Origin of the sequence: Pseudoalteromonas lipolytica, assembly GCF_001306915.1 — a bacterium.
Lineage (GTDB): Bacteria > Pseudomonadota > Gammaproteobacteria > Enterobacterales > Alteromonadaceae > Pseudoalteromonas > Pseudoalteromonas simplex.
The window spans coordinates 145,825-166,011 of record NZ_LJTC01000002.1 but is presented as its reverse complement, the minus strand read 5'-3'; the positions used below and the strand labels follow the sequence as shown (position 1 = coordinate 166,011).

Here is a 20,187-nt window from a genome sequence, read left to right as displayed (position 1 = left end):
GCAAAAAGCTAAATCTCTCGTTAACGCACTAACTTAGCGAGCACGGAATACGATGCGACCTTTCGATAAATCGTAAGGAGTCATTTCTACGGTTACTTTGTCACCAGTTAAGATGCGGATGTAGTTTTTGCGCATTTTACCAGAGATATGAGCCACAACAACGTGACCATTTTCTAGCTCAACTCGGAACATTGTATTTGGTAAAGTATCAAGGACCGTACCTTGCATTTCGATTACGTCTTCTTTCGCCATGTTTAGCGTAACACCTCTTTAATAGTTAAACGCTGCAGATTTTGCCGAAAATACTGCAATAAGTAAAGCTACAGGGCTCAATTTTGTAAATTAAATCGCCAACCACTCGTCGCCAATGTGCTTTTGTGCAGGCAAAAATTGGGTTTTATATTTCATTTTAGTGCATTCGTCGATTTGGTAGCCTAAATAGACAAATTGTTTTGCTTGTTGTTTTGCAAATTTAATTTGTTCCATGATCATGATGCTACCGATACTGTATTGCTCATAGTCGGGATCAAAAAAGGTATAAATCGCTGATAGGGCATTGGTCATACAGTCGGTTACCGCAACGGCAACTAACTTATCGCCATCTCTTAACTCTATAAATGTAACGGGTAGCCACTGGCAAAACAAAAAGCTTTCGTACTGACTTTGGTCAGGCGGAAACATTGAACCATCTTGATGTCTTTGCGTGATGTATTTGCAATATAACGGGTAGTATTCTGCGCGTTCGTACTCACTATAACTGACCGTGAAAACCTTATTTGCTTTATTTAATTTGCGCTTTTGCGATTTTGAAGGAGTAAATTGTTGGGCTAAAACGCGCACTGAATTACAGGCATTACAAATAGGGCAATGTGGACGATAGATTTGGTCGCCACTGCGTCTAAAGCCTAATGCTAATAATTGTTCAAATTTATCAGGGCAATAACAACTCGGATCAAGTATAACAAGTAGTTGTTCCTGACGGTCTGGTAAATAACTGCAATCGAATTGCTGGCTTAAACCAAGCCTAGCGGGTAAGTGCTCAGTCATAAATATTAATCAACTCTTGTGGTTGCCACATATCTTTTTTAGGCACATAACTGTGTGCTAATTTAAGTCTAGTTAAAAATTCTCTACGTGGGATAACTTTTGCACCTAAAGTGATTAAATAAGGGTTTTCTAGTTGGCAATCAATAAAATGGGCTTGATGTTTGTTAAGCCAATTTACTAATGCCCACATCGCCAGTTTCGAACCATTACTGACTTGATGGAACATTGATTCACCACAAAAAATACCGTTTTGCATAATGCCATAGAGGCCAGCTACCAGTTCATCTTCATGCCAAATCTCAAGACTGTGTGCTAACCCCTGATGGTGCGCTTCAATGTAGGCATGCATCATTTGTTCAGTGATCCAGGTACCCTCTGCATCGATACGTTGCTCACGGCAAGCATTAATAACATGGGGAAATGCGTGATTAATGGTGACACGCACAGGAAAACGCTTTAAATGCTTTTTTAAGCTGCGACTGACATGAAATTCATTTAGCTCAATAACACCACGCACGCTTGGTGACCACCACATGATGGGCTCATAGTCACTAAACCATGGAAAAACGCCTGTGTTGTAGGCATTTTTAATACGCTCAACTGATAAATCACCGCCAATTGCCAACAGGCCATCGGGCTCATCAAGGGCGAGTTCTGGGTCTGGAAAATCAACAGTCTCGGGCGAGAGTTGGTACAGTTGCTTGATCATATCAGCTTGTCGTTGTTCTTTGTTCTGATTTTAACAAAATTTTAGCTATAAAAAAGGGGCTGTTTTACAACAGCCCCCAGTATTTAGTGCTTTAGATCAACTAATTTATAGGTTATCTAAAAAGCGCTCAGCATCAAGTGCAGCCATACAGCCAGTACCAGCTGATGTGATTGCTTGGCGATAAATGTGATCAGACACGTCACCTGCAGCAAATACACCTGGTACACTTGTTTGTGTTGCGTTACCGTTTAAACCAGATTGAACGACTAAATAGCCGTCTTTCATTTCTAGCTGACCTTCAAACATGTCAGTGTTTGGCTTGTGGCCAATAGCAATGAATACACCCGCAAGATCTAAGTTTTCTGTTTCTTCAGAATCAGTTGCTTTAATTCGGATGCCAGTTACGCCCATTTCATCACCAAGTACTTCATCCAAAGTGCGATTGTAATGTAAAACAACGTTACCGTTTTCAGCTTTTTCTTTTAAACGATCTGCTAAGATTTTCTCACTGCGGAAGCTGTCACGACGGTGGATAACGTGAACTTCATCAGCAATATTTGATAAGTAAAGTGCTTCTTCAACAGCAGTGTTACCACCGCCGACAACCGCTACTTTTTGACCACGGTAGAAGAAACCATCACAGGTTGCGCAAGCAGAAACACCACGACCTTGGAAGTTAGTTTCTGATTCTAAACCTAAGTATTTAGCTGACGCGCCAGTTGCAATAATTAATGCATCACATGTATATGTGCCAGAGTCACCAGTTAAAGTGAAAGGGCGTTTTGAAACATCAACTTTATTAATGTGATCAAAAACGATTTCAGTTTCGAAACGTTCAGCATGCTCTTTCATACGGTCCATTAATGCAGGACCTGTTAAACCGTGTGCATCGCCAGGCCAGTTTTCAACTTCAGTAGTTGTCGTTAATTGACCACCTTGCTGAATACCAGTGATAAGAACAGGGTTAAGGTTAGCACGGGCTGCGTATACCGCTGCCGTGTAGCCTGCTGGGCCAGAACCTAAGATTAATAGTTTACAGTGTTTTGCGTCACTCATGGTTTTTCCTAAAAACGTTTCAATACGATGTCTATGCGCCCGATTCTAAGAAAAACAAGGCGGAAGTAAACAAAAGCCCCGATTATTTTTTTAGTCAAATTGCGAAGCTGTCAAATAATCCTTACTTAATGCAATTTAAACACCTATTTTTGTTCATAAAATAAGCTAATTACAAATTGTTCTGTGATCAAAGTACGGTAATTCATGACCAAGCAATTTTTTTTTGGTATGTTTTAGCTAATTTTGATATTAGCTCATGGTATGAGCTAACTAAACTAACAGGCAATTATGGTATTTTGGCAGGAAAAGCCCGCTTTTGGGCTGACTACAGAAGACGTACAGGTCTTAACCAATGCAAAAGAGTATCGCACTGAACTATTGCGTTTAATTGGTTCAGCGAAAAAAAGAATTTATATTACTGCTTTGTATTTGCAAGATGATGAAGCAGGACGAGAAATATTGACTGCCTTACATCAGGCATCACTTGCTAATCCTGAGTTAGAAGTAAAAGTACTCGTTGATTTTCACCGAGCTCAACGTGGTTTAATTGGTGCAGCTAAGTCTGATGGCAATGCCAGCATGTATTGTGATTTTCAAGAGCAGTATCAATCAAATGTGAAAGTACATGGTGTTCCGGTAAAAGCCAAAGAGCTTTTCGGGGTACTGCATTTAAAAGGTTTTGTGATTGACGACACATTATTATACAGCGGCGCAAGCTTAAATAATGTATATCTTCAGCAAGATGACCGTTATCGTTTAGACCGTTACTTCTTAGTTCACCAAGCTGGATTATGTAATTCGGTCATCGAATTTATAGAAACACATCTGTTAAGCTCAGTTGCCGTACCGCGAATTGATATGCGCCCACTGATACAATTTAATGATATTAAAGTGGCGCAAAAGCAATTGATGCGTGAACTTAAATCTGCAAGTTACGAAAGCGCTGCAGAAGCCAGTGCCGGTGAGTTGGGTGTGCGTTTATTTTTAGGTTTAGGGCGTAGAAGTAATAAGCTGAACCGTTTAATTAAATCGTTATTCGATACCACTGAGCAAGAGCTCGTTCTTTATACCCCTTACTTTAACTTTCCTGCGCCATTAATGCGTTCATTACGCCGTTTATTAAAGCAAGGTAAGCAGGTAACTATTGTGGTAGGGGATAAAACTGCCAATGACTTTTATCTGCCGCCAAGTGAGCCGTTTAGTAAGATTGGTGCATTACCTTATTTATACGAAACCATTTTGTATAAGTTTTTAAAGTCACAAAAACGCCACATCAGTAATGGTAATTTGAATGTTTACCTTTGGAAGCACGAGAGTAACTCGTTCCACTTGAAGGGGATTTGTTCGGATAAGCGATTACACTTATTAAGTGGGCACAATTTAAATCCACGGGCATGGGGCTTAGATATCGAAAATGGTATTTTAATTGACGACCCTAAGCAGCATATCCTTGAACAAATAGAAAACGAAAAACAAGCTATATTAAAGCACTGTCGACGTTTAACAGGCCCACAAGACTTAGAAACGATGAATGACTATCCTGCGCCGGTTAAAAAGCTATTGGGGCAGGCTAAACGTGTAAAAGTTGATTTTATTATCAAACGCTTCATTTAATCGAAAAATTAAAAAAGCAGCGAAAGCTGCTTTTTTTGTGTCTAGATATTAGTTTCGGGCTTATTTTTGTTGAGCATCTAAAGACTGACCATTAACTTCTTTAGAGTCGTCGCTCATCAAGTATAAATAAGTTGGCATTAAATCTTCGGGTGTTGCTAACTTATCCCTATCTTCACCAGGGTATGCAGATGCACGCATTGATGTGCGGGTAGCGCCAGGATTGATACAGTTTACGCGAATATTGGTTTTACCCACTTCACAAGCCCACGTTTGCATCATGCCCTCTACAGCAAACTTTGAGATAGCATACGCACCCCAGTGTTCGCGGCCTTGTCGACCCACCCCAGATGAAGTAAAAATAACAGATGCACTGTCAGATTTTCGAAGCAGAGGGAACATAAATTTAGTGATCATAGCTTGTGCAGTTACATTCACTTTCATGATGTTTTCAAATGTTGATACACAGAAGTGCTCAAGTGGACCTAATGAACCTAAAATACCTGCATTATTGAGTAAGCCGTCTAACTTACCGAACTGCATTTCGATGGTTGCAGCTAAGTCACGGTAGTTTTGCTTTGTGGCACCTTTTAAATCCATTGGCACAATAGCCGGTTGTGGATAGCCAGCGTTTACAATTTCATCGTAAACACATTCAAGTTTATTGGTTGTTTTTCCGAGTAAAATAACAGTGGCACCATGCTTAGCATAAGTTAGTGCGGCAACACGACCAATGCCGTCACCAGCACCTGTTATTAAAATTACTTTGTCTTTTAGCGCATTCTCTGCGGCTTCATAAGTATGCATAAACGTACCATCGATTGAGTTTTTTGCTATTTTACCATAGCAAAAAGCCAAGTTATCGAATTTATTGCAAATTAAGGTGGCGAAAATTGAAACTTTACGTTAAGTTTAACTGGTCTAATGTCTCATTAATAACCTAATTACATTAAATTAACTTAGAATGAAGGTAGTAGAACCACTACTTTTAACTTTGAACACACAATAACAATAAGATTTGCGCGGAGCGAAATTATGAAAAAACTGCTACTCTCACTAGCCATTGCGTCAGCCATTACTGGCTGTGGTGGAGGAGAAACATTAGAAGATGTAAAAAATGATAATCCTCCTGTTCTCCCAACCGCGACAGTAAAATTTGACCCAGCGAATAGTGTTATCTCAGTGCCGAATGATTTACTTATGAGTGGTACGCTTGATGGTACTTTAAATATGCCGGGTGAATTAGACGACGACAATGTTAGTGTTGACCGTGCGGCCTATGCTGATCCACAACTTGCACTTGGTGCGCTTGATGGTTGGTCTACGCAAACTCCGTTTAAAATTGACTTAACTTTTCCTTCGGGTATCTCTCTTGATATGACATCTGCTGCTTCACCAGGCGCTGTGCGTATTTTTGAAGTTGTTATGGGTGCAAGCCAAACAGACGAAACCTGTTCACAAGTACCAGCTGGTATCGCTTGTAAATTAGTGTCTGAACTTACTTTCGGTGTTGACTTTATCACACAAGGTTCTGGTGATGCGGTTGCTGTGATCCCACTTAAGCCATTTAAAGCTGGCAGCACTTACATTAATGTTTTGACAACGTCATTAATGGACTCAGAAGGGCGCTCAATTGAGCCTTCTTCAACTTATGCACTCGTGAGCGAAGAAGCAACACTTATTACCGACTCACAAAAGTCACTTCAAGCGGTTATCAATAGCTATGAAAACGCAGTGACATCAGGTGGTGCAATCACAAAAGATGAAATCATTTACTCAGCAGCGATGACAATGCAATCAGCAGGTCAAGTGCTTGGAACAGTTAAGCAGCTTCTTGCTGCAAGTTTAACCCAAGATGCACTACCGACGCCTATGGTGCAAATTCCTGATCAACCCGTTATTACCGTTGAGCAAGTATTTGCATCACAAGGTATTACTGGTGTGTCACCTGTGTTTGGTGGTGTGCAGTATCAAAAAGGTAGCGTAATGTTACCTATGTATTTAGCTACACCAACTGGCACAACGGTTGATGATTTATCTGCGACTTACTGGCAAGGTTTATGTGATAGCGGTGTTGCGGTACTAGGTTATGCAGCCGCAGCGGGTGATTCATTCCCAACAGATCCTATTAGCGAAACTGATGGCCTGTGTATGGCGTTAAGTGAAGGCAAGTTACGTGATTTAGGTTTAGACCAAACTAAACACTTAACTAAGTACAACACAATTCCAAAAACACAAAGTATTGCTAATGTGCCAGTACAAATTACTAAACCAATTTTACCTGTAATTAATGCAGTGCGAGCTCAGCTCGGCTTAGACGCATTGAGCATACCTGAGACAGGCTGGCCAGTTGTTATCCTTCAGCACGGCATTACTTCTAAAAAAGAAGATATGTTAGCCATTACTGCACAATTAACACTGCAAGGCTTTGCAACAGCTGCAATCGATCATCCTATGCATGGTGAGCGTGGTGTAGATGTAGATGGCGACGGTACTGACGACTTTAATGCCTCTACTGGTTCTGTATTAAGCTATATGAACTTACAGTCATTATTAGTAGCCCGTGATAGCTTACGTCAATCAGTTGCTGATTTACTTGGTTTACGTTTAGGCCTAAGAACAGCAACAGATCTAAACTCACAGGACGTATCTTTCCTAGGTCATTCGTTAGGCTCGGTGGTTGCCCCTGCCTTTGTTGCTGTTACTAATGCACCGCTAGCTGACCAAGTTGATCCAATGTTCAACGTTAAAAGCGTAGCACTTGCCAGTGGCGGCGGTGGTATCGCAAGTTTCTTAATTGAGTCAAATACATTTGGCCCATTTGTTCAAGGCTCTGTATTACTTGCAGCCGGTACAGCTGAATCTGCTGAGTTTGGTGCTTATGCTCAAAATGAAGCGTTATCAAATTGTGGCGTGCTATTACCAGACCAAACTAAATTTGTCACATGTGCTTATAAAGAGTACGTTGGTTCACTAACAGTGGCAGGCGAAACAGAAAAGCTAGCAAACATTCAAAGTGTGGTTACTCAATTTGCTTTTGCTGCACAAACAGCACTTGATAGTGGCGACCCGTCAAATTATGCAGCCTCTGTTGCAGCGCTTGGCACGCCAGTGTACATGAGTGTAGTGGTTGGCGATGGTGCTAACAACAATGCTGATATGGTTATTCCACCAATGGTGGCGAGCAACCCAATTGCTGGTAGCTTACCTCTTGCTAACCTAATGGGCTTATCAACTATTGCAGAAACTCAAGGCCCGACTGCTGATGCAATGAGCTATGTGGTTAAATTCACGAAAGGCCATCACAGCTCTGTATTATCACCTGCAGCGACAGAAGATTCAGGTGCTACTGCTGAAGAAAGTGCAGCAGCAACAACAGAAATGCAATTACAAATCGCGACTTTCTTAGCAAGTCGTGGGCAGTATCTTCAAGTTACAAACACAGAAGTTGTTACTGAATAATTAAATGCTATTAATTACGTAATAACCAATTAAGTAAAAAGCCACATCATGTGGCTTTTTTTTGCTTTAAAGCGTGGTAAATTGTGCCGAAGTATTAATAAATGGAGAGTTTGATTGGAATTTTTATATGAATACGGGTTGTTTTTTGCAAAGACCCTGACATTTGTCATCGCAATTGCAGTGATTGTTGCCATTATCATGGGCGCAGCAGTGAAACCAAAAGCGAAGAAAGGGGAGATAACAATTGATGATTTAAGTGAGCAACTTGATGATCTAAAACAAAGCTTTATCGAAAATACCCTTTCTAAAAAAGAGCTCAAGGCTCATCAAAAACAGCAAAAAACTGAGGCTAAAAAACAGCAAAACGACGAGCCTAAATCGCGTTTATATGTCATTGATTTCAATGGCAGTGTTGATGCCCATGAAGTAGAAAGCCTACGCGAAGAAATTACCGCTATTTTAACCATTGCTGACAAAGAAAAAGACCGCGTACTGGTTCGCCTTGAAAGTGGTGGTGGTGTGGTGCACGGCTATGGCCTTGCTGCCTCTCAACTGCAACGCTTACGTAATGCTGGCATTCATTTAACGGTAGCTATTGATAAAGTAGCAGCAAGTGGCGGCTATATGATGGCCTGTGTGGCCAATGAGATTGTTGCAGCACCTTTTGCCATTGTTGGCTCGATAGGTGTTATTGCGCAAATTCCTAACTTTAATAAAATCTTGAAAAAGAATGATGTTGATTTTGAGCAAATCACCGCAGGTGAATACAAGCGTACGCTAACTATCTTTGGTGAAAATACCGATAAAGGTCGTGAAAAATTCAAAGAAGAAATTGAACAAACCCACGGTTTATTTAAAACCTTTGTGAGTGAGCAGCGTCCATCTCTAGATATTGATACTGTTGCAACCGGTGAACATTGGTTTGCTACTCAAGCGTTTGATAAAGGTTTAGTTGATAAGATTGATACAAGTGATGATATCTTATTGAGCCAAGCTAAAAAACGTCAAATCTTTAAAGTAAAATACCGTGTTAAGAAGAATTTAAGCGATAAGCTCGCCGTCGGATTAAGTTCAGGGGTAAGTAAAGCGGGAGTGACTTTAATGTCTCGTTTAAAAGGCTTAAACCCTTAAATTTAAAAACATGAAAGTAGTATAAAAAACCCGCTTATTATTTAGCGGGTTTTTTTATGAGTTAATTAGTGTGAAATTAATTAATAGATTTATGGTAATCTTCTAAATCTTTAGCGGCATTTGGGTCGTTAAATACGTCCTCATCAAACTCACCTTCAGATTTTGCAACCACACAGGTCACCATGCAGTCACCGGTCACGTTAACAGCGGTTCGCGTCATATCAAGTAAGCGGTCAACACCAATGATGATAGCAATACCTTCTACAGGTAAGCCTACTTGGTTTAACACCATGGCTAACATTATAAGACCAACACCGGGTACGCCCGCAGTACCTACAGAAGCAAGGGTTGCGGTTAAAATAACCATCAGATAATCAGAAATCGTTAAATCTACTGCAAAAACTTGCGAAATAAAAACAGTCGCAACGCCTTGCATAATCGCCGTACCATCCATGTTGATGGTTGCGCCAAGGGGCACGGTAAAAGAAGCAACAGAGTTATGAGCACCTAACTTTTTATTTGCTGTTTCAAGGGTTATAGGCATAGTTGCGCTTGAGCTTGATGTACTAAATGCAAATAAACAGGCATTTTTCATTTTCTTTAGAAATGTAATAGGGTTTAGACCTGTAAACAGCTTAAGTAACAGGCTGTAATTCACAAAACCGTGAAATAATAAAGCAAAAACAACGACACCAAAATATAAGGCCAAGCTAGTGATAAGCTTTAAGTCAATGGTTGTAAATAATTTTGCCATTAAGAAAAATACACCATACGGTGCAATATTCATAAGCAGTGTTACAAGCTTTAAAATTACGGTATTTAAATCTTCAAAAACACTGGCCACTCGTTTACCTGCTTTTCCACTGAGTGCCATCGCAACACCAAATAACAAGGCAAAAACGATAACTTGGAGCATGTTGCCACTTGCCATTGCATCAATAGGGTTTGTTGGGAACATACCAATAATGACTTGCGCAAGGGTGGGAGCTTCTTTCGCACTATAGTTAGCATCTGAAGGTAAATTGATTCCCTCACCTGGATTCACTAATAACGCCAAGGTGATAGCAACAGTAATGGCGATTGCCGTTGTCGCTAAATAAAGCAAAATAGACTTACCACCTAGTCGACCTAACTTTTTTGGGTCGCTCAAGCTACAAGTTCCACAAACAAGTGATACAAATACTAAAGGCACCACAAGCATTTTTAAGCTTGCAATGAATATTTGCCCGCCAACATGGAAAATACCATCAACAAAAAAAGCTTTAATAGGTAAAGAGAATAACCCTAATGGAATAAGGAAATCGTCTTCACCCGCTAAAATGGCTTGAAAGATAAAACCAACAACTACACCAAGTACCATACCAACCATGATACGAGATGTTAGGCTTAAAGACCGTACTTTTGACATACACCTAATCTATCTTGTTATAAATTTTGTCATAGACTACCAGCATAAGGATTTTTATACAGAAAAATTCGATAAATAATTAAATTAATTCGTTAAGAAATGAATAAAAAAATGATTATTTTCGGACTGATTTTAGGTTAATATTAGGTAAATAATAAAACAAAGTTTGAAATAGCTAACTAGGGAGAGGTCAATGCCTTTATTTCGATGGCTAAGTGTAATAGTTTTCAGCTCATTATTAGCTGCATGTGGTGGCGGTGGCTCACTGGAAAGTGATGGTGGTTCGCTTGATGGTGGGGATGATTCAACAGCTGAAGCTAGTTATGAAATTGCAGTACAAGGTTTTTCGCTGTCATCTGGTGAACAAGATAATCAGGTAACAGCTGACTCTCCGTTAACAATATCTGCTACATTAACAAATAATGATGAAGCTGTTGCTGGGGTTGTTATTAACTTTAGCTTAAACGGCGATATTGGTCTTTTAGATCCAGTATCTGGAACTGATCTAACAGATAGCAATGGTGTTGCTTCTATTAAACTTACGGCAGGTGATACTGCTGGCGCTGGCATAGTAACTGCTACCTACGCTCTTGATGGAGATACCTATAGCGACACATTTGGTTTCACATCGGATGGTTCAGAATCAGATGATTCAAGTGTGAGTGGCAGCGTCACATTAAACCTCGCTATTACAGACACTTCTGGAGCACCGTTTACTGTTGATAACCCTGTAAGCAAAGATAATAAAGGTACAGTCACAGCAACTTTGCTTGATGAAGAGACGCCCCTTGCAGGTCAACTTATTTCATTTAGCACTAATTTTACAGGTAAAATTACGCCTGTTTTAGGAACCGCTCTAACAGATTCAAATGGTGAAGCTTCTGTAACACTGAGCAGTGGTGATGCGAAAGGGGCAGGTCAAGTTGTAGCAACCTATACAGATGAAAGCGGTAATGCAGTCACTAAAATTGCTGGCTTTATTTCTAATGGTGATGAAGCCCCTGATGATGCTATACAGTATTCGGTTACAGCTTCTCTTTTAACTGGTTGTGTCCCTTCTTGGGATGACAATAGAAGTAACGTAAAACTAGACCCGACCTCAATAGCATCAGGCTGTAGCATAACTAACTCGGTATCGAGTGCTGAACTTGCTGATTTATTTATTGAAGTAACAAATCAGCAAAGTGGTGACGCTGTTGCTAATGCACTAGTAGAAGTAACAACTGATCTAGGGACAGTCCTTCCATCATCAGGTCGAGCGTTGACTGATAGCTTTGGTGTTGCACTATTGAAAATCCAACCTGGTAACACTGGCGGTGCAGGAACAATTACAGTATCTGCTTTAGATGAACAAATTAGCACTAACTTTGCAGTAGGTATCGCAGATTTAATTCTAGAAGTGGACAACGGCCTAAATGTTGACTCAAATGGTGATGTAATTCCTCTTAAAGCTGGAGGAAGTACAATTATTGAGGTCACTTTAAAGGACGAAGAAGGGAATTTATATACCACACCAACAGATGTAGAATTTAGTTCAACATGTGTTGATAACAATAATTCAAGTATTGATGCCTCTGTAAAATCATCAAGCGGTATAGCTAGTTCTACCTATAGAGCCAATGGTTGCGGAATTGATGATGTTGTTAATATTACAGTCGAAACGGGCGGAAAGAACTTTACTGCTTCAACGATCATCCCTGTTGAAGTTTCAGCAGTACAATCAATTCAGTTTATCGACGTCTCAGAACCGGTAATTGCTCTTCCTCCAGGTGAAGGTGGCTTACCTACACAGTCTGTCGTTCGCTTTAGATTATTAGATGCCGACGGCATTGTATCGCCACAGCAGCGAATTGACTTTAAGTTAACAGACTCAACTGGTTTAGCTGGTTTGACTCAACGTACAGCGAATACAGACAATGATGGTGTTGTGCAAACTACGGTCACTTCAGGTATTGTGCCTGGTCCTCTTGTAGTTAAGGCTTGTTTTGTTTCAAAAACAGATGTTGCTGCATTACCAGAAGGTGATGATTTATCATGTTGGACAGATGAGGTGCAGTTGTGTGCAGATGAACCAACAAATGACATTTGCCCTGAAGGAACGCTTCACCTCGTACCACTAGCAGAGCAAATCAATGCAGTATCATCGCAACTTGCATTATATTCAGGCATTACGGATCAAAATAGTTTCGATTTAAGCCCTCAAGTTTTTAACCCTAATGCACTGAATTACAATGGAATTACTAATAGTCTTACGGTTTATTTTGGTGACCAATTTAATCAATTTAATAGTAATGGTGTCGAATCAACAGTTTTGACAGAGTCAGGCGTTGTAGGTCCACAAAGTAATGAAGCGGTGTGTCGTACTACTGACGCGTCATGTGTAGTAACGTGGCGTTCACAAGGTGAGCGACCGTTCTATGATTACAAGTGGGGTAATAGAATTGGTGAAATCGATGGTAACTCTGCAACTACCGAAGGTATAAACCCTAAGACGGGTGATGTTAACTGCGATCCTTATTTTGAAACTGCAGCGCCTTGTATCGGGACATTAGTTCGCGCTAAAAACGATCCTAATGGTGTTATACGAGGCGGAAGAACAAGTATTATTGCTGTTGCAAAAGGTCAAGAAAGCTTTGTCGATGAAGAGTCATCAGATGGAATAACTAGGCGCAATGGTTTATTCGATATTGGCGAATATTACACATTATATGACTTACCAGAAGCGTTTAATGATCATAATGAAAATAGCACTTTTGACAAGGCGAACTGCAGTGATGCAGATAGTGATAGTTACGATCCGAACACAGATCAATGTTCTGAATTAAACTCGCGTGGTGGTCATAACGAAACATGGCGTGATCTTAATAATAATGGAATTTATGACGGTGCAGATGGTTTGTATAATGGCTTATTGTGTAGTGAAGCTGCCTTTAATGCAGGCCAGTGTACCCGTGATTTAATTGAAGTTCGTAAGCAAATTGAAGTTGTCATGTCTGGTGATGATCCATATGTTCGCTTTGCTGTATTAAAATCCAATGAAGTAGTATCTGCTCCATATGAGGTTTTAGTGCCTGCTGATTGTTCGAGCACAATAGCTGGTGTATTTGAGGTATCTGATAATGTGTTGTGGTGCGATGCCGCCTCTATTGATTTATCTGAAGTATCTCGTGCTAACCCAGACTATGATGCAACAGACCCCGATGAAACAGATCCTGAGACCTTAGAAGTGGGTTTATCTAGTATCAATGTACGTATTTTTTATAGTGATGAGTTTGGTAATCCACTTCCTGCTGGAACTGAAGTTTCGCTAACGGCCGATAATGGAGATTTTTCTATAATTGAGCATGAGGAAACGATTCCGAGCACAAATCGTGACTCAACAATGTATTCTGATGTTCGAATTGCTAGGGAGTCTGATGGTAACCAAGATCAAGATGGTGTGCTAACTATAACTTTCCAATTTGAAAATCAGCTTGGCGGAACTAAAACGGTGAGCCGATCGATTTCAATAATCGATGATAAATAAAGTTAAATCTTAAAAAATGCCAACCAGAAGGTTGGCATTTTTGTTGCTGTTCTATATATTCCCCTTGAAATTACCTTAAAACACCACATTGACTAAATTAGCAACAAAAATTGTTTAATTATTCAGTCAATGAAGAAAAGTTTCTATTAAAAGCTTGTAACAATTGGTGTTTGTAGATATACCTATAAATATTCGTGCTCCAATGATAAAAATCATACTTATTTGTTTAATGTGATTGATATACATTTATAAGGGCAAAAAACTTTTAAAATACTCGGTCAGAAATAGGCAACTATGGGCAAATCACTTGTAATTGTAGAGTCTCCTGCAAAGGCAAAAACAATTAATAAATACTTAGGTAACGATTTCATCGTAAAGTCCAGTGTTGGGCATGTGCGTGATCTACCAACTTCAGGTTCAGGCAAAACAAAAACTGCAGCGACGAAAACCCCTGCTGAAGTTCGAAAAATGTCGCCAGAAGAAAAAGCTGCCTATAAAAAGCAACGCGACTATAAAAATTTAGTTGCTCGTATGGGTATTGACCCTGAAAAAGGCTGGGAGCCACATTACGAAGTCTTACCGGGCAAAGAGAAAGTTGTTCAAGAATTAAAGAAACTTGCTGAAAACGCCGATAAAATCTATCTCGCAACCGATTTGGATAGAGAAGGGGAAGCGATTGCATGGCACCTCGAACAAATTATTGGTGGCGAGCCTGAAAAATATAAGCGAGTTGTTTTTAATGAAATTACTAAAAATGCGATTCAGCAGGCATTTGAAACACCCGGTGAACTAAACACTGACATGGTTTATGCGCAACAAGCGCGTCGTTTTCTTGACCGAGTCGTGGGTTTTATGGTGTCGCCATTACTGTGGGCTAAAGTAGCACGTGGCTTATCAGCCGGTCGTGTGCAATCTGTTGCAGTACGTTTACTTGTTGAACGTGAACGCGAAATCAAAGCATTTATCCCCGAAGAGTTTTGGGATATCCACGCTGACGTTAAAAATACAGAGGCAGCTTTACGCTTAGAAGTTACTAAACACGCTGGCAAGCCTTTTAAACCAGTTAATGAAGAGCAGGCGATGTCTGCTGTTAGTGAACTCGAAAAAGCTGACTACAAAGTCATTAGCGTTGAAGAAAAGCCTAGCAAGAGTAAACCGAGCGCACCTTTTATTACTTCAACCATGCAACAGGCTGCCAGTACGCGCTTAGGTTATGGTGTTAAGAAAACCATGATGCTTGCTCAACGCTTATATGAAGCGGGTCACATTACCTATATGCGTACCGACTCAACTAATTTATCGAAAGATGCAGTTGAAATGTGTCGTGATTACGTGACAGAGCAATTTGGTGAAAAATATTTACCGAAAGCACCGATTAGTTATAGCTCTAAAGGCAATGCACAAGAGGCACACGAAGCGATCCGTCCTTCTAGTGTTACCGTACTATCTGGTCATTTAGACGGTGTTGAAGCAGATGCTAAAAAACTTTACGAATTAATTTGGCGCCAATTTGTTGCCTGCCAGATGGTTCCTGCTGAATACGATCTAACCACTTTAACAGTGGGTGCTGGCGAATATCAGTTAAAAGCTAAAGGTCGCGTTCTTCGCTTTGATGGTTGGACAAAAGTCCAACCGGCTGTTCGTAAAAAGAATGAAGAAGATCAATCACTGCCAGCAGTTAAAGAAGGTGATGTTTTAACGCTTGTTGAGCTAGATCCTAAACAACATTTTACAAAGCCACCTGCACGCTTTAGCGAAGCGAGCCTAGTTAAAGAATTAGAAAAGCGTGGCATTGGTCGCCCATCTACGTATGCATCTATCATCTCTACGATTCAAGATCGTGGTTATGTGCGTGTTGAAAATCGCCGCTTCTTCGCTGAAAAAATGGGCGAGATAGTTACAGACCGCTTAGTTGAGAACTTCGAAGATCTGATGAACTTTGACTTTACCGCTAAGATGGAAGGCCGTCTCGATGACATCGCAGAGGGTGAGCGTGTTTGGACACAAGTACTTGATAGATTTTACGCAGACTTTTCAACACAGCTTGAAATTGCCTCAGGTGACGAAGAGCAGGGTGGCATGCGTCAAAACCAAATGGTCGAAACTGATATTGATTGCCCTACGTGTGGTCGTAAGATGGGGATTCGTACCGCATCAACGGGTGTATTTTTAGGTTGTACTGGTTACAACTTGCCACCTAAAGAGCGCTGTACTACAACCATGAATTTGGTATCAGGCGATGAAGCTATTGCTGCGGATGTCGAAGACGTAGAAACTGAATCTCTAATGCAAATGAAGCGTTGCCCAATTTGTGAAACGGCAATGGATTCATACTTAATTGACGAAACACGTAAGTTACATGTGTGTGGTAACAACCCGGCATGTAAGGGTTATATCGTTGAGCAAGGCACCTTTAAAATTAAAGGCTACGACGGCCCTATTATCGAATGTGATAAATGTGGCTCAGACATGCAGTTAAAATCTGGTCGTTTTGGTAAGTACTTCGGTTGTAGTAATGAAGAGTGTAAAAATACACGTAAGTTACTCAAAAATGGTGAAGCTGCGCCACCAAAAGAAGATCCAGTTCACTTACCTGAACTTGAATGTGAAAAGTCAGAAGCTTATTTTGTACTGCGTGATGGTGCGTCAGGTATTTTCTTAGCGGCTAATACTTTCCCTAAATCACGTGAAACGCGTGCGCCTAAAGTGGAAGAATTAAAGCGTTTTAGAGATCGTATTTCTGAAAAGTTTTATTACCTTGCTGACGCACCTACACAAGATCCTGATGGAAATCCTTCAGTCGTTCGCTACAGCCGCAAAAATAAAGAGCAGTATGTAATGAGTGAAGTAGATGGCAAAGCCACAGGTTGGACCGCCCACTACCAAAATGGTAAATGGGTAGAAGAAAGTAAAAAGAAAGCGCCTGCTAAGAAAAAAACAGCAGCCAAAAAATAAATCGCCAGATTATATAATCGAAGTCGCGGCGTAATGTCGCGCAAACTTATTGTTAATTTGAGATGCAAATAAAAAACCGGAACGCACATCATTGTGTCATTCCGGTTTTTTCATATTCTAAGTAAACGTAAAATTAGATTTGTACGTCTTTTACTTTTTTATAGCCTTCAGCTTCAAGCTCATCGTTTACACATTTTAATACGTATGGCTTTAATTCTTCGTTGCTGATGTCATCATCTTTTGCCCAGTTTAAACACATTTCAGTGTATTCTTTGATCATTTCAGCTGATGCTTCAGGTGCTTCGTTAGCGATTGCATTCGTTGCTGACACGCTTAAAACAGGTGCCAAAATTAGTGCTAGCAATGCTTTTTTCATTTAATTATTCCTAATCAAAAAATTAATTATCACTGGCTAAATGCACAGTAATGGTGCGCAATGTGTATGTCACTTTGCTTGAGTGAATTTATAAACTAAATTTCAAAAAAAGATAACGAAATTTTTTTATCGTAAAGATAAGCAAAAAATAACCACTATTTTGCCTCTAATGCTGGTAATCGTAAGGTCAAAACACGTATTATCGCGCTAATTTTAAAAGAAAAGTGAACTAACTTATGTCTGAACAAGGGACTCATTCAAAAACAAAGAAAGTACCAACCAAACTAGAACAAGTTGTAGAGAGTTTTATTTTTCGCTCGCGTTGGTTACTAGCGCCATTCTTTATTGGCTTATTAGTCGCTGTGGTATTACTGCTGCTAAAGTTCTTTAAATATTTATACAGCATGGCTTTAAATACGTTCACTGCGTCAAACCAAGAGCTTTTGGTAGGTATTTTGACTTTAGTTGACACTGCGCTACTAGCTGGGCTTTTGCTTATTATTATTTTTAGTGGTTATGAAAACTTTGTTTCAAAATTAAATATAGAAAACCATGAAGATAGACCAGTTTGGATGGGCAAGGTTGGTTTCTCTGGCCTTAAGATGAAGTTGATTAGTGCAATTGTTGCAATCTCGGCTGTGGAGCTTTTAAAGGTATTTATTAGCTCAAACAACCATTCAACAGATGAGTTACTCTGGAAGGTGTTAATTCATGTCACGTTTGTGGTGTCGGGGGTGTTGTTTGCTCTTACAGATTACATTAATAGTAAAACCATGAACCACTAATACCACGAAATAAAAAAGCCCTGCAATTGCAGGGCTTGGTGTTTAACAACTGATTATTAATTCAGGGTTGCGTAAAAGCAACCAAACCCGGGCAGAGTGACTGTATTATTGTTTAATTCAGCTGTGTGATGAGAGATCTCTGTATGCTGTGAAGACACAGAATCAGAGAGTGTCAGTTCGCTACTTTTTGCACCTAAGTTGAATGCACAAAGCATTTTAGTGTCGTTAAGCGTTCTATAAAAAGCAAGCACAGGCTCTTGTGTTTCGATAAATTCAATGTCGCCTTCAAGCAGTACGTTCTTATCTCTACGCCATGCCATAAATTCACGATACGCATTCAAAATTGAATCTTTATCTTGATCTTGCGTGTTTACCGCAACTGATTTGTGTGCATTGCCTACAGGTAACCAAGGTTTTACTGTAGAGAAACCAGCTTGCTCAGCATCTGCTGCATCCCATGGCATTGGTGTACGACAACCATCACGGCCTTTAAAGTTTGGCCAGAATGTAATGCCGTATGGGTCTTGTAAGTCTTCAAATGCGACTTCAGCTTCACCTAAACCAAGCTCTTCACCTTGGTACATACACACGCTGCCACGTAAAGACGCTAACAGGGCAGTAAGCATTTTACATTGCTGCGGATTGATAATGTTATCTTTACTCCAGCGGCTAGCAACGCGTTCTACATCATGGTTACTAAATGCCCAACATGGCCAGCCTTCGGTCATACGCTGCTCAAGAGTACTAACTGTTGTACGAATATATTCAGCGCTATAGTCGTTAGTCAGTAGCTCAAAGCTATAACCCATATGAAGTTTGTCACCACCTGATGTGTATTCAGCCATGGTTGCGAGTGAATCTTCAGATGAGATTTCGCCTAATGCAACGGTACCAGGGTACTTGTTTAGTAGGGCACGAATGTCCTGCATAAAAGTCAGGTTTTCAGGTTGTGTATTATTGTAGTAGTGATATTGGAAAGCGTACGGGTTGTCTTCGCTAAAACCACGACCTTGACGTTTTTCTGGTGGCTTAGCCGGGTTGTCACGTAATTGAGCATCGTGATAGCAAAAGTTAATTGCATCTAAGCGGAAACCATCAACGCCTTTCTTCAGCCAAAACTCAACATTGTCTAATACTGCTTTGCGTACTTCAGGGTTATGGAAGTTTAAATCAGGTTGTTCAGTCAAAAAGTTATGTAAATAATATTGACCACGACGCGGTTCCCACTGCCATGCAGGACCACCAAAAATAGATAACCAGTTATTTGGTTGTGTACCGTCAGGTTTGGCATCTGCCCACACGTACCAATCTGCTTTATCGTTGATCTTATCTTCACGGCTATCAAGGAACCATTGATGTTGATCTGAGGTATGGCTCAATACCTGATCAATAATGATCTTAATATCACGTTGGTGAGCTTGTGCAATGAGTTCATCAAAATCATCAAGGTTACCAAACAATGGGTCGATATCACGATAGTCACTGATGTCATAACCAAAGTCTTTCATTGGTGATTTAAAGAAAGGTGAAACCCAAATAGCATCAACACCTAGGCTTTTAATATAATCAATGCGATCAATGATACCTTTGATATCACCAATGCCATCGCCATTGGTGTCTTGGAAACTGCGCGGATACACTTGATAAATAACCGCACCTTTATACCACTGCTTTTGAGCCATGTTTTTCTCCATCGTGACACTCAGAGTGTGTAAACTATAAGGCAACCATTAGTCGTATATGTTGCCGGAATGTCAAAAGCATACGTGAAGGGTGTGATACTGTAAAAACTCTGCATACGTATGCACGCCAAATTCACCTCTGTCCTCAGTAAAACTTATTAACTTGATTTAAAATTGAGCAGCATAAATTTAGCGCCGTAAAATTTACCAATTAGTAAAGTAATTGTCTTATTCCAACTCAAAACGCCAGCGTGGTGCATAATATAGCTGGCTTACACCAGAATGGTGCAATGTGATTATTGGTAAGACCAATTATCATTGATTTATGTGCGTTCCTATTATTATTGCGTTAAGTCACCATTTAAGCGGGATAAATGGCCTAGTACCTATTTCTGTAACCAAATTGGGGGCGAAAATATAGCGAAAATGTTTCATTACT

At 40.1% G+C, this 20,187-nt stretch carries 14 protein-coding genes; 6 read left to right on the top strand and 8 right to left on the bottom strand.

The window, feature by feature from the left end; translation table 11 throughout:
* Positions 1-33 precede the first annotated feature (33 nt).
* The 4 genes from infA to trxB form a co-directional block, all read right to left on the bottom strand.
* Positions 34-252, bottom strand: a complete 219-nt coding sequence (gene infA, locus AOG27_RS02660; protein WP_002962494.1) for a translation initiation factor IF-1 — start codon at positions 250-252, stop codon at positions 34-36.
* A gap of 90 nt (positions 253-342) precedes the next feature.
* Positions 343-1,047: an arginyltransferase gene (locus AOG27_RS02655; protein ID WP_054551468.1), complete on the bottom strand. Its 705-nt coding sequence runs from the start codon at positions 1,045-1,047 to the stop codon at positions 343-345.
* Positions 1,040-1,756 carry a leucyl/phenylalanyl-tRNA--protein transferase gene (gene aat, locus AOG27_RS02650; protein WP_054551467.1) on the bottom strand — a complete coding sequence of 239 codons (717 nt, stop codon included), beginning with the start codon at positions 1,754-1,756 and terminating at the stop codon, positions 1,040-1,042. The genes AOG27_RS02655 and aat overlap by 8 nt, the downstream gene beginning before the upstream one ends.
* A 105-nt stretch (positions 1,757-1,861) precedes the next feature.
* Positions 1,862-2,812 carry a thioredoxin-disulfide reductase gene (gene trxB, locus AOG27_RS02645; RefSeq protein WP_054551466.1) on the bottom strand — a complete coding sequence of 317 codons (951 nt, stop codon included), beginning with the start codon at positions 2,810-2,812 and terminating at the stop codon, positions 1,862-1,864.
* Positions 2,813-3,100: 288 nt separating this feature from the next.
* On the opposite strand from trxB, the gene pssA reads away from it, so the two are divergent.
* On the top strand, positions 3,101-4,426 hold the full coding sequence (gene pssA, locus AOG27_RS02640) for a CDP-diacylglycerol--serine O-phosphatidyltransferase (protein ID WP_054551465.1): 1,326 nt from the start codon (positions 3,101-3,103) through the stop codon (positions 4,424-4,426).
* 60 nt (positions 4,427-4,486) lie between these two features.
* Here the strand turns inward: pssA and AOG27_RS02635 are convergent, their stop codons facing one another.
* Entirely contained in the window at positions 4,487-5,230 is a 744-nt protein-coding gene (locus tag AOG27_RS02635) for a YciK family oxidoreductase (RefSeq protein ID WP_054551464.1), read from the bottom strand.
* A 228-nt stretch (positions 5,231-5,458) separates the two neighbouring features.
* On the opposite strand from AOG27_RS02635, the gene AOG27_RS02630 reads away from it, so the two are divergent.
* Together AOG27_RS02630 and sohB are read left to right on the top strand one after the other, a co-directional pair.
* Positions 5,459-7,885 (top strand): VolA/Pla-1 family phospholipase, encoded by a 2,427-nt coding sequence (locus tag AOG27_RS02630; protein ID WP_054551463.1) that lies wholly within the window; start codon positions 5,459-5,461, stop codon positions 7,883-7,885.
* A 114-nt stretch (positions 7,886-7,999) separates the two neighbouring features.
* Positions 8,000-9,016, top strand: coding sequence for a protease SohB (gene sohB / locus AOG27_RS02625; protein ID WP_054551462.1), 1,017 nt, complete (start codon positions 8,000-8,002; stop codon positions 9,014-9,016).
* Between the two features lie 76 nt (positions 9,017-9,092).
* Here the strand turns inward: sohB and AOG27_RS02620 are convergent, their stop codons facing one another.
* Positions 9,093-10,424: a dicarboxylate/amino acid:cation symporter gene (locus tag AOG27_RS02620; RefSeq protein WP_054551461.1), complete on the bottom strand. Its 1,332-nt coding sequence runs from the start codon at positions 10,422-10,424 to the stop codon at positions 9,093-9,095.
* Between the two features lie 193 nt (positions 10,425-10,617).
* On the opposite strand from AOG27_RS02620, the gene AOG27_RS02615 reads away from it, so the two are divergent.
* Positions 10,618-13,950, top strand: a complete 3,333-nt coding sequence (locus AOG27_RS02615; protein WP_054551460.1) for a hypothetical protein — start codon at positions 10,618-10,620, stop codon at positions 13,948-13,950.
* 294 nt (positions 13,951-14,244) lie between these two features.
* Positions 14,245-16,905, top strand: coding sequence for a type I DNA topoisomerase (gene topA, locus AOG27_RS02610; protein WP_054551459.1), 2,661 nt, complete (start codon positions 14,245-14,247; stop codon positions 16,903-16,905).
* A gap of 133 nt (positions 16,906-17,038) precedes the next feature.
* Here topA and AOG27_RS02605 read toward each other — a convergent pair whose 3' ends face one another.
* Entirely contained in the window at positions 17,039-17,281 is a 243-nt protein-coding gene (locus AOG27_RS02605; RefSeq protein WP_054551458.1) for a hypothetical protein, read from the bottom strand.
* Between the two features lie 236 nt (positions 17,282-17,517).
* On the opposite strand from AOG27_RS02605, the gene AOG27_RS02600 reads away from it, so the two are divergent.
* Positions 17,518-18,066 (top strand): TIGR00645 family protein, encoded by a 549-nt coding sequence (locus AOG27_RS02600; RefSeq protein ID WP_054551457.1) that lies wholly within the window; start codon positions 17,518-17,520, stop codon positions 18,064-18,066.
* Between the two features lie 56 nt (positions 18,067-18,122).
* Here AOG27_RS02600 and AOG27_RS02595 read toward each other — a convergent pair whose 3' ends face one another.
* Positions 18,123-19,748, bottom strand: a complete 1,626-nt coding sequence (locus AOG27_RS02595) for an alpha-glucosidase family protein (RefSeq protein WP_054551456.1) — start codon at positions 19,746-19,748, stop codon at positions 18,123-18,125.
* Positions 19,749-20,187: the final 439 nt, after the last annotated feature.